This window comes from Paraburkholderia sp. 22099 (assembly GCF_052045835.1).
Taxonomy (GTDB): domain Bacteria; phylum Pseudomonadota; class Gammaproteobacteria; order Burkholderiales; family Burkholderiaceae; genus Paraburkholderia; species Paraburkholderia terricola.
Window position 1 is genome coordinate 1 of record NZ_JBQEPU010000001.1, and the last position, 15,845, is coordinate 15,845.

The following is a 15,845-nucleotide window of genomic DNA, read 5'->3' on the forward strand; positions in this document are numbered from 1 at the left end:
CTGCGCACGCCCTCGACGCGCACGATGTGATACAGCTCCTGGCGCGAGAACGGGAAGTGCTCGCAGACGTGGTTGTTGACCGCGAGGCCCTGCTTCTTCATCTCGGCCTTCATCACCTGGGTGACGAGCGGCACGCAGCCGCCGCACGAGGTGCCGGCGCTGGTCGCGCATTTGAGCGCGCCGATGTCGGTCGCGCCCGCGCAGACGGCCGCGCACAGATCGCCCTTCGAGACGTTGTTGCACGAGCAGATCTGCGCGGCCGCGGGCAGCGCGTCGACGCCGAGTCCCGGCTTCGCCTTGCCGTCGCTCTGCGGCAGGATCAGGAATTCGGGCGCTTCCGGCAGTTCGATGCGGTTCAGCATCATCTGCAGCAGCGTGCCGTATTCGCTGGCGTCGCCGACCATCACGCCGCCCAGCAGATACTTGCCGCATTCCGACACCACCAGCTTCTTGTAGACCTGCTTGCGCTCGTCGCTGAACTGGTAGGCGCGGCTGCCTGGCGTCGTGCCGTGCGCGTCGCCGATGCTCGCGACGTCCACGCCCATCAGCTTGAGCTTCGTGCTCATGTCGGCGCCGGCGAATTCGGCCGGCTCGCCGAGCAACTGCCTGGCCACCGTGCGCGCCATGTCGTAACCCGGCGCGACGAGGCCGAACAGTTGACCGTTCCACAGCGCGCATTCGCCGATCGCATAGATGTGCGGGTCGCTCGTGCGGCAGGCGTTGTCGATCACGATGCCGCCACGCGCGCCGAGCGTCAGGCCGCTGTCGCGCGCGAGGTCGTCGCGCGGACGGATGCCCGCGGAGAACACGATCATGTCCGTGTCGAGATGCGTGCCGTCGGCGAACTGCATGCGGTGCGTGCCGTTTTCGCCATCGACGATCGCCGTGGTGTTCTTCTGCGTGTGCACCGTCACGCCCAGTTCCTCGATCCTGGTGCGCAGCACGCGGCCGCCGCCTTCGTCGACCTGCACGGCCATCAGACGCGGCGCGAATTCCACCACGTGCGTCTGCAGGCCCATGTCGCGCAACGCCTTCGCGCATTCGAGACCGAGCAGCCCGCCGCCGACCACCGTGCCGGTCTTCGAGCGCGCGCCGCATTCCTGCATCGCTTCGAGATCGTCGATGGTGCGGTAGACGAAGCAGTCGGCGCGCTCGCGGCCCGGCACGGGCGGCACGAACGGATACGAACCGGTGGCGAACACCAGCCTGTCGTACGGCAGCGTCTCGCCGGTCGATACCGTCACGGTGCGCGCGGCGCGGTCGATCGAGACGGCCTTCGCGTTCAGCTTCAGCAGCACGTTCTGGCGCTCGAAGAAACCGGGCTCGACCAGCGACAGGTCGTCCGCGCTCTTGCCCGAGAAAAATTCGGACAGATGCACGCGGTCGTAGGCGGGACGCGGCTCCTCGCACAGCACCGTGATGTCGAGGCCGTGCGCCGCGTCCTGCGCGAGGCATTCGACCAGTTTGTGACCGACCATCCCGTGACCGATAACGATGATTTTCATGACCGCGCTTTCCTGAATGTGCTGGGCTGGGTTCGCCGCCGCGTGGCAGATGGCGAAAGTGATTCGGAAAATAAAAAAGCGTCCCGCGAACCCAGTCGATGACTGAATTCGGGGGACGCCGTTGTCCTGACCTGTACTGCGGCGAGCGCCTTGTTGTTGCGCTCGCGCCGGACCCTCGTTGGTCCGATGGCAGGGCTTAATGCAAAGGCTGTGCCAATTGGGCGGAAAGGCCGCGCGAGCGCTGTGCGGCGGGACTTGGCGGCGAATCGCACAGACGTGCGGCGCAGCGGTCTGACGATTGGTTTTGAGGCAGGCAAGCACACGCTTGGTGCGACGCAGCACCCGGCGCGTGCGGGAAGCGGGCATGCATGGGGCGCGCGGCGGTTGGGTGGACGGCGTGTTTGCTGGCCCTGCGGCCGCGGCGCGGCAAGCGCCCGGCAAGCGCTCGCCGAACGGCGCGGCAAGCCAGGCCGCGGGTGGCGTGGTATTTGCATGAGCGAATGCCGGCGTCATCGGCAACGCAGCCGATGACGCAGCGAACGCGGCCCACGCGGTCGACAGGCGAGACACAGCGCAGTGCCTCGCCCCGCTCCACAGGAATACCGCAAGCAGCAGGAACACGGACAACGGCGTCCCCTCGTGACCAGTCACGGGCGGACGCCGTTTTTTATTCGACGCCGACGCGACGGCTGCCGTCGGCAAGGACAGACACACAGGCTAAGGACACCGCGATGAACACCCAACCCGGCAAGGTCACGTTATTGAGCGCCGGCCCAGGCGATCTCGACCTTCTCACCCTCAAGGCCGCGAAAGCGCTGGCGGCCGCCGACGTCGTGCTGCTCGACGACCTCGCCAATCCCGACATCGTGACGCTCGCGCCGCAAGCGCGCGTGATTCGCGTCGGCAAGCGCGGCGGCTGCCGCTCCACGCCGCAAGCGTTCATCGAACGGCTGATGCAGCGTTATGCGCTCAAGGGCTTGCACGTGGTCCGCGTGAAAGGCGGCGAGGCGCTGCTGTTCGGACGCGCCGGCGAGGAACTCGCGGCGTTGCGCGGCGCGGGCATCACGGTGGAGATCGTCAACGGCATCTCGTCGGGCTTCGCTGCCGCGGCAGGCCTCGGCGTCTCGCTGACGCACCGGCGCCATTGCCACGGCGTGAGCTTCGTCACCGCCCACACCGAGGACCACGGCGAGCCGGACTGGGCCGCGCTCGCCGCGACCCGCACCACGCTGGCCATCTACATGGGAATGCGGCGCATCGAGAGCCTCGCCGGCGCGCTGCTCGCGAGCCTGCCGGCCGACACGCCGGCCGCCGTCGTGCAGTGGGCGGGCGGGGCCGACGAGCGGCGTCTGCTCACGCGCCTCGACCGGCTGGCCGCCGACGCCGCGAGCGCGGGCTTCGGCAGTCCGGCGGTGATTCTGGTGGGGGATGCGATCGGCGAGAGCGTCGAACCGAGGGCGCAGGACGCCGACGCGTCGCGCGATGGCGTCACCGCCGCGGATGCGGGCGAGTCGCGTGGGCGGGAGGCGACCGCCAGGGCCGCCTGAAGCGGGACGAACCCCGCCAGGCGCACGAGCGGCACGAGGCGCACCAGCCGCATGAGCCACATGAGCCACATGAGCCACATGAGCCACATGAGGCGCACGAGCCGCATGAGCCACATGAGGCGCACAAGCCGCATGAGGCACGAGAGCCGCACGGCGCAACCATATGGCCGTCTTTCATCGCCGATGGCAATTTCTTCACCGGCCGGTGGCCGCTGCCTCGCGAAAGCCGCGTCAATGCGCGGCCCCGGCGACGCCTGAATCGGGACTTCAAATTGCTCGCTCTGTTGTTCTACACAGGGAATGCAATCCGAGGAAGCCCGATGTCGAGTCACTTAGCTTCGAGTCCCCTGGCTGCGCGGCTGCTGATCGCGGACGACGATGCGAACCTGCTGGCCGCCTACGCCCTTTTCTTCGTCGCTCATGGTTTCGACGTTCGGACCGCGGAGAACGGGCTCGACGCGCTCGCGCAGTATTGCGCGTGGCACCCGGCCGCCGCCCTGCTCGACGTCGAGATGCCGCGCCTCGACGGACGCTCGGTGGCGCGGTGCATCCGCAACGTGGGCGACACGCCCCCGCCGACGCTGGTGGCCGTGACCGGCCTCGCTTGTCCCGACGACAGGAACGACTCGCTGCGCTCGGGCTTCGATCACCATTTCGTCAAGCCGACGCCGATGCCGGTCATTCTCGCCGCGCTGACGGGTGCATGAGCGGCACATGATTGGCGCATGACGCCGCCGGCTGATCCGGTGCCTGCTTCGACTTCCGGTCCCCGCGCCCGATCTGTCGCCTGATCGGCTAATCGCCGAAACCGATTTCCGCTTCCACCGCCTGGCCGACCCGCAGCCACGCGCCGGCGCCGCGCGCGACGAGCGCATTGTTGCCGAACGTCACCTTGCCGCCGCGCTGCGGGTTCGCCCGGTAGACGCTCAGCGTGTCGGTCGGCTCGTTCGGCCAATCGGGATCGGGCGCGCCCTTCGCCTGGTCGATGGTCGGCATCGGACAGCGCGCGCACAGCTTGACCAGTTGCAATTGCACATCCTGCTCCTGCTGCCCTTCGGCATGCTCGATGCTCAGGCTTTCGACGTAATCCTCCTCGTACGCATCCAGTCCGGTCAGCACGATGTTGGGACGGAACCGGCTCATCGGAATCGACGGCGCGCCCTTGCTGTTCAGACGCACGTTCAGATCGTCGAGCGAAGCCTGACCGATCACCAGCAGCGGAAAGCCGTCGGCGAAATGCGTGGTCGCGCCGCCGGTGCTGCCGGTGTACTCGGGATCGATGGTGCGTTCGCGCTCGGGATCGAAGCGCAACAGCCGCGCCGGCAAGTCGAGAAAGTTCGAGAACCACGCGGCGCTCGCGGCGCCTGTGTCGAGTCCGTAGGCCGCGTCGCGCCACACCACGGTTTGCACTTTTTGCGGCGCGTGCAATTGCGCGGCGTCGAGCGGCGTGCGCAGTTCGCTCATGCCGGGCGCGCGGATCACCAGTTCCCGTTCGCCGAATTCCACCTTGATCAGCGCCATGCGCGGATAGGCGCGCTGCGTGAGCATTGCGCCGCTCGCGTCGACCACCATCCAGCCGCGGTCGTATTCGAGGCCGGTGCCGTGAAGGCGCGCTTCATTCAACGCAATGCCCGCGCAGGATTTGATCGGATAGACGAAAAGCTCGCTGATGGTCGGCATGATGTGGGGGGCGTGCGGGACACGCGATTTTTTTGTCGAGGCTCGATTGTAAAGTGCCTACGCGCTTTGTCGTAGCGTCTCGCGGAGGTGTATGGACGGGGCCGCCCGCATTCGAGTCGAAGCGAAGGTGACGCCGCTTGCGCTTCGATCCTGCCGCGCCTGTGCCACATTCGTGCCTCGTCGTGCGGCGCTTGCGCTGCATTCGCGCCGCGCTTGCGCTGCCCAGGTGCCGCGAACGTGCTCTTCGTGCCATGCTTGCGCCGCATTCGTGCCGCGCTTATGCCGTGCTTGCGCCGCGCTTGCGCTGCCCTTGTGCCGCGAACGTGCCATCTTCGTGCCGTGCTTGCGCCGCGCTTGTGCTGCCCTCGTGCCGCGAACGTGCCATCTTCGCGCCGCGCCTGTGCCGCCCCCCTGCCGCTAGCGCGCCATCTTCGCGCCGCGCTTGCGCCGCGCTCGCGCCGCTCACTCCCACCCTTCCAGCCGCAACGTGGCACGCACGAGCCGCTGCTCTTCCTGCTCGATTTCACGCAGATTCGCGCACACGCTCTTGATGTGATCGGCCGCGGCCCGGCGCGCCTGTTCCGGCAGCTTGCCGGTCACGGCGTTATAGAGCCGCGCGTGCTGCCGGTCGATCACGCGCTTGTGCGGCTCGCGATGATAGAGATTGTTCACCGACGCGAACACCGAACTCAGCAGCAAGTCGGTCAGCGAACTCAAGGTATGCACCAGCACCGGGTTGTGCGAGGCCTCGCAGATCGCGAGATGAAACGCGTGATCGAGCCGCGCGTGCGTGGAGGCGCTCGTCTCCTTGCCGTGCGCCGCCAGCATTTCCTCATAGCGGCGCGTGATCAGCACGAAGTCGGCGGGCGTGCCGCGCAGCGCCGCGAGCCGCGCGGACTCCGCCTCGAGCATGCCGCGCACCTCGAACAGATCGTAGAGCGTGCGCGGCTGCGAGCCGAGCAGATGCATCATCGGCGTGAGCGCGGGCTGCGCGGTGAGACTCGCGACGAACGAACCCCTGCCGTGCGAAGTCTCGATGATCCCGCGCGCCCGCAGCAGCTTGAGCCCTTCGCGCAGCGCCGTTCGCGAGACGCCCAGCTTGTCGGTCAAACGCCGTTCGGAGGGCAGCGCCTGCCCGGTTTTCAGCACGCCGTCGACGATCAGGCGTTCGATACGCTCGGCCACCACGTCCGCCACTTGCCTTGCGCTCTCAAGATCCGCTGTCTGCATGGTTCAATCTCACTGGTACGACCAATTTCAAATGCTAGCACGCGATGTGTGCATATCCTCTCGAAAGCGCCTCAATTCAGGCACTTTAAGGAGAAATGCCCGCCAAACGCTCAATCAAAAACTGGTACGACCACCTCGCCGCCCCATCGACACAGGCCGTCATAGCCGCAACAATCCCGTCGGAGACACGTTCGCGCGCCGTTGCCCACGGGCATTCCGCCAGCTTGAAGCGCCGCGCCAGGAGACCCCCACATGAGCTATCACTACGACGAGCGCGTCGACGGCCCGCTCGCGACGCACGACAAAGCCACCGTCGTCGCGCGGCTGCACGCGCTGATTCCCGGCATGGAACTGCTGCACGAGCAGGAAGACCTGCGGCCATTCGAATGCGACGGCCTCGCCGCCTATCGCGCGACGCCGATGCTGGTCGCGTTGCCCGACAAGGTGGAACACGTCGAGGCGCTGCTGAAATTCGCCAGCGAGCACGAGATTCCGGTGGTCGCGCGCGGCGCCGGCACCGGCTTGTCGGGCGGCGCATTGCCGCTGGACAAAGGCATTCTGCTGGTGATGGCGCGCTTTAACCGCATTCTCGAAGTCGATCCCGACGCATGCGTGGCCCGCGTGCAACCCGGCGTGCGCAATCTCGCGATCTCGCAGGCCGCCGCGCCGCATGGCCTCTACTACGCGCCGGACCCGTCGTCGCAGATCGCCTGTTCGATCGGCGGCAATGTCGCGGAGAACGCGGGCGGCGTGCACTGCCTGAAGTACGGGCTGACGGTGAACAACATCCTCAAGCTGGAGATTCTCACCATCGACGGCGAGCGCATCACGCTCGGCTCCGAAGCGCTCGACGCCCCCGGCTTCGACTACCTCGCGCTCTTCACCGGCTCGGAAGGCATGCTCGGCATCGTCACGGAAGTGACCGTGAAGCTGCTCACCAAACCGCAAAGCGCGAAAGTGCTGCTCGCGAGTTTCGACGACGTGGAAAAGGCCGGCGCGGCGGTCGCGCGGATCATCGGCGCGGGCGTGATTCCGGGCGGCCTCGAAATGATGGACAACCTCGCGATCCGCGCGGCGGAAGATTTCATCCACGCGGGCTATCCAGTCGATGCCGAAGCGATCCTGCTGTGCGAAGTCGACGGCGTGGAAAGCGACGTGCAGGAAGACGTGGCATGCGTGGAAGCGCTGCTGCGCGCGGCGGGCGCGACGGATATCCGCGTCGCCAAAGACGAAGCCGAGCGCCAGCGTTTCTGGGCGGGCCGCAAGAATGCGTTCCCCGCCGTGGGCCGCATCTCGCCCGACTACTACTGCATGGACGGCACGATCCCGCGCCGCGAATTGCCGCGCGTGCTCAAGGGCATCGAGGATCTGTCGACGCAATACGGTCCGCGCGTCGCCAACGTGTTCCATGCCGGCGACGGCAACATGCATCCGCTGATCCTGTTCGATGCGAACGCGCCCGGCGAAACCGAACGCGCCGAAGCGCTCGGCGCCAGGATCCTCGAACTGTGCGTGGCGGTGGGCGGCAGCATCACCGGCGAGCATGGCGTGGGCCGCGAAAAAATCAACCAGATGTGCGCGCAGTTCAACAGCGACGAACTGTCGTTCTTCCACGCGCTGAAAGCCGCGTTCGACCCGAGCGGCCTGCTGAACCCCGGCAAGAACGTACCGACGCTGCACCGCTGCGCCGAATTCGGCTCGATGCATGTCCATCACGGCGCACTGCCCTTTCCCGAACTGGAGCGTTTCTGATACTGATCGAAGCAGTCTCGATGGACGATAGCGAACGGCTCGTCGCCGAAGTCGCGCACGCGTTCGAACGCGGCACGCCGCTGGCGATCCGCGGCGGCAACAGCAAGGCGTTGCTCGGCCGGCCCGTCGAAGGCATGCCGATCGACACGCGCTCGCATCGCGGCGTGGTCGGCTACGACCCGACCGAACTCGTCATCACCGCGCGCGCCGGCACGCCGCTCGCGGAGTTGAACGCCGCGCTCGACGCCGCCGGCCAGATGCTGCCGTGCGAGCCGCCCGCGTTCGGCGCGGCCACCGTCGGCGGGATGGTGGCCGCGGGTCTTGCCGGGCCGCGCCGTCCGTGGTCGGGCTCGGTGCGCGATTTCGTGCTGGGCTGCCGCGTGATCACCGGTCACGCGAAGCATCTGCGCTTCGGCGGCGAAGTCATGAAGAACGTGGCGGGCTATGACGTGTCGCGGCTGCTGGCCGGCAGCTTCGGCTGTCTTGGCCTCATCACCGAAGTCTCGCTGAAGGTGCTGCCGAAACCGCGCGCATCCGGCAGCCTCACGCTCGATCTCGACGCGGGCGAAGCGCTGCGCGAGCTGTCGGCATGGCGCCGCGCGGCGTTGCCGATGAGCGGCGCATGTCACGTCGACGGCCGCTTGCATGTGCGGCTCGAAGGCGGTGCGGGGTCGGTGGCGTCGGCAAGAGATCGCATCGGCGGCGACGAACTCGATCCACGCTTCTGGGACGCATTGCGCGAGCACCGTCTGGGTTTTTTCGACGATCCGCGTGCGCTGTGGCGCCTGTCGTTGCCGAACGCTTCGCCGCTCGTGCCGCTGCCGGGCGACACATTGCTCGACTGGGCCGGCGCGCAACGCTGGCTGAAAAGCGATGCGCCGGCCGCGACGATCCGCCAGATCGCGCATGCCGCCGGCGGTCATGCCACCTGCTTCACACCGCACGCGCACGCCGAACCGTTCGCGCCGCTGCCCGCGGCGCTGCTGCGTTTTCATCGGCAACTCAAACAGCAACTCGACCCGCGCGGCCTGTTCAATCCGGGCCGTCTGTATGCCGGCCTGTGACCATGCGCGCCGCTCGATGAGCGCGGCTCTGTGAATACCGAAGGCGAATCCACACCATGCAAACCAATCTCAGCGACGCCGCCCAAACCCTGGCGCGCGCGGACGAAGCCGAACAGATTCTGCGCTCCTGCGTGCATTGCGGCTTCTGCAACGCGACCTGCCCGACCTATCAGCTACTCGGCAACGAACTCCACGGCCCGCGCGGACGCATCTATCTGATCAAACAGATGCTCGAAGGCGAGCCGGTCACGCGCAAAACGCAGTTGCACCTCGACCGCTGCCTGACTTGCCGCAACTGCGAAACCACCTGCCCGTCGGGCGTCACGTATCACGCGCTGCTCGATATCGGCCGCGCGGAACTGGAACGGCGGATTCGCCGGCCCGCGTCCGAACGCCTGCTGCGCGAGGGTTTGCGCCGCGTGATCCCGCATCCGGCGGTGTTCGACGCGCTGCTCCGGACCGGCCGCACGCTGCGGCCATTTCTTCCCGCTGCGCTTGGACGTAAAATCCCCAGGCGTGGCGCGCGGGCCAAGACGAGGCCCGCGCCGCGGCATCCGCGCAACATGCTGATGCTGGAAGGCTGCGTGCAACCCGCGCTGTCACCGAACACCAACGCGGCCGCCGCCCGCGTGCTCGACCGGCTCGGCATCGGCATCGTGAATGCCGGGCGGGCCGGCTGCTGCGGGGCGACCGATTATCATCTGAATGCGCAAGAGGCCGGGCTTGCGCGGGCGCGGCGCAATATCGACGCGTGGTGGCCCGCCATCGAAGCCGGCGCCGAGGCGATCGTGCAAACCGCGAGCGGCTGCGGCGCGTTCGTCAAGGAATACGGGAAGCTGCTGCGCGACGACCCGCGCTATGCGTCAAAAGCGCAGCGGGTCAGCGAACTGGCGCGGGACCTCGTCGAGATCCTGGCGGAGGAACCGCTCGAGCGCTTGCAGGCGGAACCCTCGCAGGCGACGCTGCAAGCGGCGTTGCCGGCAACGTCGCCCGGGCACGCGCAGCGGAAGATCGCGTTTCACTGCCCCTGCACGTTGCAGCATGCGCAAAAGCTGGGCGGCGCGGTGGAGTCGGTCCTGCAACGGCTCGGCTTCGATCTCGCCGCGGTGCCCGACGCGCATCTGTGCTGCGGTTCGGCGGGCACGTATTCGATCACCCAGCCCGAGCTGGCCGAGCGCTTGCGCGACAACCGGCTCGACGCGCTGGAAAGCGGCCGGCCGGCGCTGATCGTCACGGCCAACATCGGCTGCCAGGCGCATCTGGACGGCGCGGGGCGCACGCCGGTGCGTCATTGGATAGAACTTGTAGAAGCCTCCTTACCTTAAACGAAACAGGACATCGATCATGCTGAGCAAACCCGTGTTGACCGTCGCCGAAACGACCCAGATCCTCGAAGCCGCGCGCGCGGAAGCCGAGAAGAACAAGTGGGCCGTCGCGATCGTGGTGGTCGACGACGGCGGCCACCCGCTCGGAATGCTGCGTCTGGACGGCAGCGCGCCGTCCAGCGCGTACATCGCGACGGAAAAGGCCCGTACTTCGGCGATCGGCCGCCGTGAAACCAAGGTATACGAAGACATGATCAACAACGGCCGCACCGCATTCCTGAGCGCGCCGCTGCAAGGCACGCTGGAAGGCGGCGTGCCGGTGATCGTCGAGGGCCAGGTGGTCGGCGCGGTCGGCGTGTCGGGCGTGAAGTCGGACCAGGACGCGCAGATCGCCCGCGCGGGCATTGCGGCGATCGCCGCCTGAGTCGCGGCAAGCGGAAGAACGCGGCACAACGCGGGCCGATGCCCCCACATCGGCCCCATTCATTCAGATAGATGGAGCAGTCGATGACTCAGATGAACCCGCGCGGCGGACTGCAAGTCGCCGCCAATCTCGACCAGTTCGTCGAAACCGAAGCCCTGCCCGGCACCGGAATCGACAGCGCCGCGTTCTGGTCCGGCTTCGACGCCCTCGTGCACGAGCTGGCGCCCAAAAACCGCGCGCTGCTCGCCGAGCGCGACCGTCTGCAAACCGAACTGGACAACTGGCATCGCGCCAATCCGGGCCCGGTGCGCGATCCGCGCGCCTTTCGCGCGTTTCTCGAAGGCATCGGCTACATCGTGCCGGCGCCAGCCGCCGTCAAGGCCACGACCGACCACGTGGACACCGAAATCGCCGAGCAGGCCGGCCCGCAACTGGTCGTGCCGCTGTCGAATCAGCGCTATGCGCTGAACGCGGCGAACGCGCGCTGGGGCAGCCTGTACGACGCGCTGTACGGCACCGACGCGATTCCCGAGAGCAACGGCGCCGACCGGCGGAAGACCTTCAACCCGGTGCGCGGGGCGGCGGTGATCGCGTATGCGCGCAAGTTTCTCGATCAGGCCGCGCCGCTCGCGAACGGCTCGCACGCGGACGCGACGGCTTATAAGGTGGAAGGCGGCAAGCTGCTCGTCACGCTGAAGAGCGGCGCGAGCGAACTCAAGACGCCCGCGCAGTTCATCGGCTATCAGGGCGAAGCGGGTGCGCCGTCGGCGGTGCTGCTTAAGCACAACGGCCTGCACCTCGAAATCCAGATCGACGCGAACGATCCGATCGGCAAGACCGACGCGGCTCACGTGAAGGACGTGGTGGTCGAGGCGGCGGTGAGCACGATCATCGACTGCGAGGACTCGGTGGCCGCCGTCGACGCCGACGACAAGGTCCAGCTCTATCGCAACTGGCTCGGCCTGATGAACGGCGATCTGACCGAACAGGTCACGAAGGGCGGCAAGACCTTCACGCGCCGTCTGAATGCCGATCGCGACTACACCGGCGCGGACGGCAAGACGCCGGTGAAGCTGCACGGCCGCTCGCTGCTTTTCATCCGCAACGTCGGCCATTTGATGACCAACCCGGCGGTGCTGACTCAAGACGGCCACGAGATTCCCGAAGGCATTCTCGACGCGGTGATCACCTCGCTCTGCGCGCTGCACGACCGCAAGCACAAGCTGAATTCGCGCACCGGCTCGATCTATATCGTGAAGCCGAAAATGCACGGCCCGGCCGAAGTCGCGTTCGCGAGCGAACTGTTCGCGCGCGTCGAAGTCTTGCTGAAGCTGCCGCGCAACACGATCAAGATGGGCATCATGGACGAGGAGCGCCGCACCAGCGTCAACCTGCTCGCCTGCATCGGCGAGGCGTCCGAGCGCGTCGCGTTCATCAACACGGGCTTTCTCGACCGCACCGGCGACGAAATGCACACGGCGATGGAAGCCGGCCCGATGATGCGCAAGGGCGACATGAAGTCGAGCACGTGGATTGCCGCCTACGAGCGCAGCAACGTGCTGGTCGGTCTGAGCGCGGGCCTGCGCGGCCGCTCGCAGATCGGCAAGGGCATGTGGGCGATGCCCGATCTGATGCACGCGATGCTCGAACAGAAGATCGCGCATCCGAAGGCCGGCGCGAACACCGCCTGGGTGCCCTCGCCCACCGCCGCGACGCTGCACGCGCTGCACTATCACCAGATCGACGTGCAAGCGGTTCAGCAGGAACTGGAGCGCACCGACTTGGCGAAGGTGCGTGACGAACTGCTCGACGGCCTCTTGACGATTCCGGTCGTCGAATCGGCGCAGTGGAGCGCGGACGAGATTCGCAGCGAAATCGACAACAACGTGCAGGGCATTCTCGGCTACGTGGTGCGCTGGATCGACCAGGGCGTCGGCTGCTCGAAGGTGCCCGACATTCATAACGTCGGCCTCATGGAAGACCGCGCGACGCTGCGCATTTCCAGCCAGCACATCGCCAACTGGCTGCGTCACGGCGTGGTGACGCGCGAGCTGGTCGAAGAGACGTTCAAGCGCATGGCGAAGGTGGTGGACGAGCAGAACGCGGGCGACCCGTTCTACAAGCCGATGGCGCCGGGCTTCGACACGGTGGCGTTCAAGGCCGCGCAGGCGCTGGTGTTCGAAGGGCGCGAGCAGACGAGCGGCTACACCGAACCGCTGCTGCACAAGTTCCGGCTTGAAATGAAGCAAGGCTGAGGGAGATACGCCGAGGCTCGAATACGCTTTGAGCGCGGCAGAAAAAAAGGACGGGCGCCGCGTGATGCGGCGCCCGTTTTAATGTGCGCGGTGCTGCTGCGCGTTGCTTCTGCGTGATGCGTTGCGGGCTCGGCCCTAAAGGACGGCGTTATGGACGTTAGGGACGTTAGGGACGGCCCTTGAACTTTAAGCCGCTTCAGCCGTGTATTGCGCCGGCATGTTGGCCTGCATGAACGTTTGCAGATACGCCTCGAATTCCGCCTTCACTTCCGGATGGCGCAGCGCGAATTCCACCGTCGCCTTCAGATAGCCGAGCTTGCTGCCGCAATCGAAGCGCGTGCCGAAGTAGCGATACGCGAGCACCTGCTCTTCGGTCAGCAGCGACTGCACCGCGTCGGTCAATTGCAGTTCGCCGCCCGCGCCGGGCTTGATCGAGCGAATATGCTTGAAGATGGTCGGCATCAGCACATAGCGGCCGACCACGCCGAGATTCGACGGCGCCTTGTCCGGGGCCGGCTTTTCGACGATGCCCGACAGCTTGATCACGTTGTCTTCCCACTCGCGGCCGTCCACCACGCCATACGAGCGGCTGTCTTCACGGTCGATGGTTTCGACGCCGATCACCGAGCTGTGATAGTGATTGAAGGTGTCCACCAGTTGGCTCATCACCGGCTTCGAGCTATGCAGCAAGTCGTCGGCGAGGATCACGGCGAACGGGCTGTCGCCCACCAGTTTCTCGGCGCACAGCACCGCATGGCCCAGACCGAGCGCCTCGGCCTGGCGCACGTAAAAGCAGTCGACGTTGGCCGGTTTGATGCTGCGCACGAGGTCGAGCAGCTTCTGCTTGTTGCGCGCTTCGAGCTCGGCCTCGATTTCATACGATTTATCGAAGTGGTCTTCGATGGCGCGCTTGCTGCGGCCCGTCACGAAGATCATTTCGGTGATGCCGGCGGCGATCGCTTCCTCGACCGCGTATTGAATCAGCGGCTTGTCGACGATCGGCAGCATTTCCTTGGGACTTGCTTTGGTAGCCGGCAGGAACCGTGTCCCGAGGCCCGCTACGGGAAACACGGCTTTGGTGACTTTCAGCATGGTAGGCATTCCCACATCGGTTAGAGATTAGTGTGTTCGCGGACCTTTCGGCCAATCGATGTCGTCGAAAAGACTAACAAAAAAATTAACTCGGTTCACGCGTGAATTTTTCCATCCGGAATATTTAATTCAATTCGCTTTCGCTATATCGCATCGTGACAAGGAACAGGAAACAATTACGTGGCGAAAGCGAATTGTTTTCGGAAATGCCGAAAATTTTACGTATCCGGCCAAACGGCGTTGCGGTGGACGGTACGCGCCCCGACGAACGGAGGTCGCGGGCGCGTCATTGCTTTTGCTGCGGCTAGCCGCGCGCGTTATTCGTTCTCGTCGATCTGCGGGAGCTTGCCCGAATTCATCCGGAAGCGGCGGATCGGCTCATTGCGCAGCGCCTCCCGGTAAGCGGAGGCGGCGACGAGGATCAGCAGCACGGCGATGCCGGCGAGTAGATGCAGGTTCATGACTTCACCTCTGGTCAGTAGAATCCCCAAGTCAAAAATTAACACGACAAAAGCGGTGAATAATTCGCCGCCGCATTTGATAAGACTTAATTACAATTCGTCACAAAATTGCGCGCTTATGGCATTCGTCATGCGATTCGTCATGTCATTTTTTATCCGATTTTTTGCCCGCCTCGTTGCACTAGGATGTCATGCATCGCGGGCGCGCATGCGCCCAGGAATCAGCTTTTCCCTTCTCCAGAATAAGGACCGCGCATGAGCGACTCAGCACTGGATGCCGCCGGCTCATCCCTGCCCCTTTCCCCCGCCCGCTCCGGCGCCGCGCCGCGCGCGCAGAGCGAGGCGCGCGCCGACAGCGCCGGCAAGGAGCATGTCATCGACGCGCTGCGGGGCTTCGCCGCGCTGCTGGTCGCCTATTTCCATTGCCGGCAGATCGAATGGGTCGGCATGCAGGCGTTTCATCAAAGCGCCGGTCATTCATTCAATCTGAATGCGATTGCCGCGTATTTGACCTTCCCGATTGCATGGGGCTCGGCGGGCGTGCCGATTTTCTTCGTCATCAGCGGATACTGCATTCATCGCAGCGCCGCACTGCGGCTCGCGAAAAATCCCGCTTACCGGCTCGATACCGGCAATTTCTGGGTGCGCCGCTTCGCGCGTATCTATCCGGTGCTGCTGGCGGCGCTCGTGCTGACCTTCGCGCTCGACTGGTTCAGCCTGCAACTGCCGCCCGTCAGCCACAAGATCCGCGAGATCGGCCTGCAGGCTTTCCTCGTCAATCTGTTTTCGCTGCAAGGCGTGGCCGGCAAGACGTTCGGCTCGAACGGCGCGCTCTGGACGCTCTCGCTCGAAGTGCAGTTCTATGCGGTCTATCCGCTGCTGTTCGCGCTGCGCCGGCGCATCGGCATGACCTCCGTGCTGGCGATCGTCGCGGTGGTCAACGTGGCGTCCGCCTATCTGCTGGAGCGTAACGACCTGCAGTTTTTCACGTCGTACTGGTTTTCGTGGACGCTCGGCGCGTGGATCGCGGACGCCAAGGCCCGCACCGCGCCGCAGGCGCGCTCGTCGATCTGGCTCTATGTGCTGGCCGCGGGGTTCATCGCGCTCGGCTGCGCGGCGTTCCGTTTCGGCCAGTACGGCGCCTTCCAGTTGTGGGCGATCGGCTTCGCGTTCTATCTGTACAAGGCGCTGGAACGCCGCAACGCCGACACGCCGGGTCTGCGTGTGTTGTCGCGCTTCGGCGACTTCAGCTTCTCGCTGTATCTGATCCATCTGCCGATCTTCGTGCTGCTGTCGTCGCTGCTGTTCCGCTCGTCGCTGCAGATGTCGATCTGGCCGTCGTTCGGCTACATGCTGGTGGCCGTGCCGGTCGCTTATGTGTTCTACCGGCTGGTCGAACTGCCGGCCATGAAGTGGTCCGCCAGTTTCAAACCGAAAGCCGCGCTGAAACAAGGTTGAAATCCAGGCTTGAAACCCAGGCGTCAAATCCAGGCTTGAAATCCACGCGATA

General features: G+C 65.7%; 13 protein-coding genes. 8 read left to right on the forward strand and 5 right to left on the reverse strand.

Features of this window, described 5'->3' with window-relative positions; all coding sequences use genetic code 11:
- Positions 1 to 1,505, reverse strand: a 1,505-nt coding sequence (gene nirB, locus ACTJLC_RS00005) for a nitrite reductase large subunit NirB (RefSeq protein WP_440843103.1), incomplete at its 3' end; no start/stop codon positions are given.
- Positions 1,506 to 2,236: 731 nt separating this feature from the next.
- Here nirB and cobA point away from each other — a divergent pair.
- Both cobA and ACTJLC_RS00015 read left to right on the forward strand, forming a co-directional pair.
- Positions 2,237 to 3,052 (forward strand): uroporphyrinogen-III C-methyltransferase, encoded by an 816-nt coding sequence (gene cobA, locus ACTJLC_RS00010; RefSeq protein ID WP_347143479.1) that lies wholly within the window; start codon positions 2,237 to 2,239, stop codon positions 3,050 to 3,052.
- A 320-nt stretch (positions 3,053 to 3,372) separates the two neighbouring features.
- Positions 3,373 to 3,759 (forward strand): response regulator, encoded by a 387-nt coding sequence (locus ACTJLC_RS00015; RefSeq protein WP_440843105.1) that lies wholly within the window; start codon positions 3,373 to 3,375, stop codon positions 3,757 to 3,759.
- An 88-nt stretch (positions 3,760 to 3,847) separates the two neighbouring features.
- Here ACTJLC_RS00015 and ACTJLC_RS00020 read toward each other — a convergent pair whose 3' ends face one another.
- Together ACTJLC_RS00020 and glcC are read right to left on the reverse strand one after the other, a co-directional pair.
- Positions 3,848 to 4,732, reverse strand: a complete 885-nt coding sequence (locus tag ACTJLC_RS00020) for an MOSC domain-containing protein (protein WP_440843107.1) — start codon at positions 4,730 to 4,732, stop codon at positions 3,848 to 3,850.
- A 462-nt stretch (positions 4,733 to 5,194) separates the two neighbouring features.
- The gene (gene glcC / locus ACTJLC_RS00025) at positions 5,195 to 5,962 is read right to left on the reverse strand and encodes a transcriptional regulator GlcC (protein WP_073426624.1); all 768 of its coding nucleotides are present in this window, start codon (positions 5,960 to 5,962) and stop codon (positions 5,195 to 5,197) included.
- A gap of 252 nt (positions 5,963 to 6,214) precedes the next feature.
- On the opposite strand from glcC, the gene glcD reads away from it, so the two are divergent.
- The 5 genes from glcD to ACTJLC_RS00050 all read left to right on the forward strand — a co-directional run bounded on the left by glcD (position 6,215) and on the right by ACTJLC_RS00050 (position 12,782).
- Positions 6,215 to 7,714, forward strand: a complete 1,500-nt coding sequence (gene glcD / locus ACTJLC_RS00030) for a glycolate oxidase subunit GlcD (RefSeq protein ID WP_440843109.1) — start codon at positions 6,215 to 6,217, stop codon at positions 7,712 to 7,714.
- A 20-nt stretch (positions 7,715 to 7,734) separates the two neighbouring features.
- Positions 7,735 to 8,778: a glycolate oxidase subunit GlcE gene (gene glcE, locus ACTJLC_RS00035; RefSeq protein ID WP_440843110.1), complete on the forward strand. Its 1,044-nt coding sequence runs from the start codon at positions 7,735 to 7,737 to the stop codon at positions 8,776 to 8,778.
- A 56-nt stretch (positions 8,779 to 8,834) separates the two neighbouring features.
- Complete coding sequence (gene glcF / locus ACTJLC_RS00040; protein ID WP_440843112.1) at positions 8,835 to 10,103, forward strand: glycolate oxidase subunit GlcF; 1,269 nt, start codon at positions 8,835 to 8,837, stop codon at positions 10,101 to 10,103.
- A 19-nt stretch (positions 10,104 to 10,122) separates the two neighbouring features.
- The gene (locus ACTJLC_RS00045; RefSeq protein WP_083083725.1) at positions 10,123 to 10,527 is read left to right on the forward strand and encodes a heme-binding protein; all 405 of its coding nucleotides are present in this window, start codon (positions 10,123 to 10,125) and stop codon (positions 10,525 to 10,527) included.
- A gap of 83 nt (positions 10,528 to 10,610) precedes the next feature.
- Positions 10,611 to 12,782: a malate synthase G gene (locus tag ACTJLC_RS00050; protein WP_440843115.1), complete on the forward strand. Its 2,172-nt coding sequence runs from the start codon at positions 10,611 to 10,613 to the stop codon at positions 12,780 to 12,782.
- A gap of 186 nt (positions 12,783 to 12,968) precedes the next feature.
- Here ACTJLC_RS00050 and galU read toward each other — a convergent pair whose 3' ends face one another.
- Entirely contained in the window at positions 12,969 to 13,874 is a 906-nt protein-coding gene (galU, locus tag ACTJLC_RS00055; protein WP_073426630.1) for a UTP--glucose-1-phosphate uridylyltransferase GalU, read from the reverse strand.
- A gap of 317 nt (positions 13,875 to 14,191) precedes the next feature.
- Positions 14,192 to 14,335 carry a hypothetical protein gene (locus ACTJLC_RS00060; RefSeq protein ID WP_167363261.1) on the reverse strand — a complete coding sequence of 48 codons (144 nt, stop codon included), beginning with the start codon at positions 14,333 to 14,335 and terminating at the stop codon, positions 14,192 to 14,194.
- A gap of 255 nt (positions 14,336 to 14,590) precedes the next feature.
- On the opposite strand from ACTJLC_RS00060, the gene ACTJLC_RS00065 reads away from it, so the two are divergent.
- Positions 14,591 to 15,793 (forward strand): acyltransferase family protein, encoded by a 1,203-nt coding sequence (locus tag ACTJLC_RS00065; RefSeq protein WP_347143473.1) that lies wholly within the window; start codon positions 14,591 to 14,593, stop codon positions 15,791 to 15,793.
- The last annotated feature ends 52 nt before the right edge of the window (positions 15,794 to 15,845 follow it).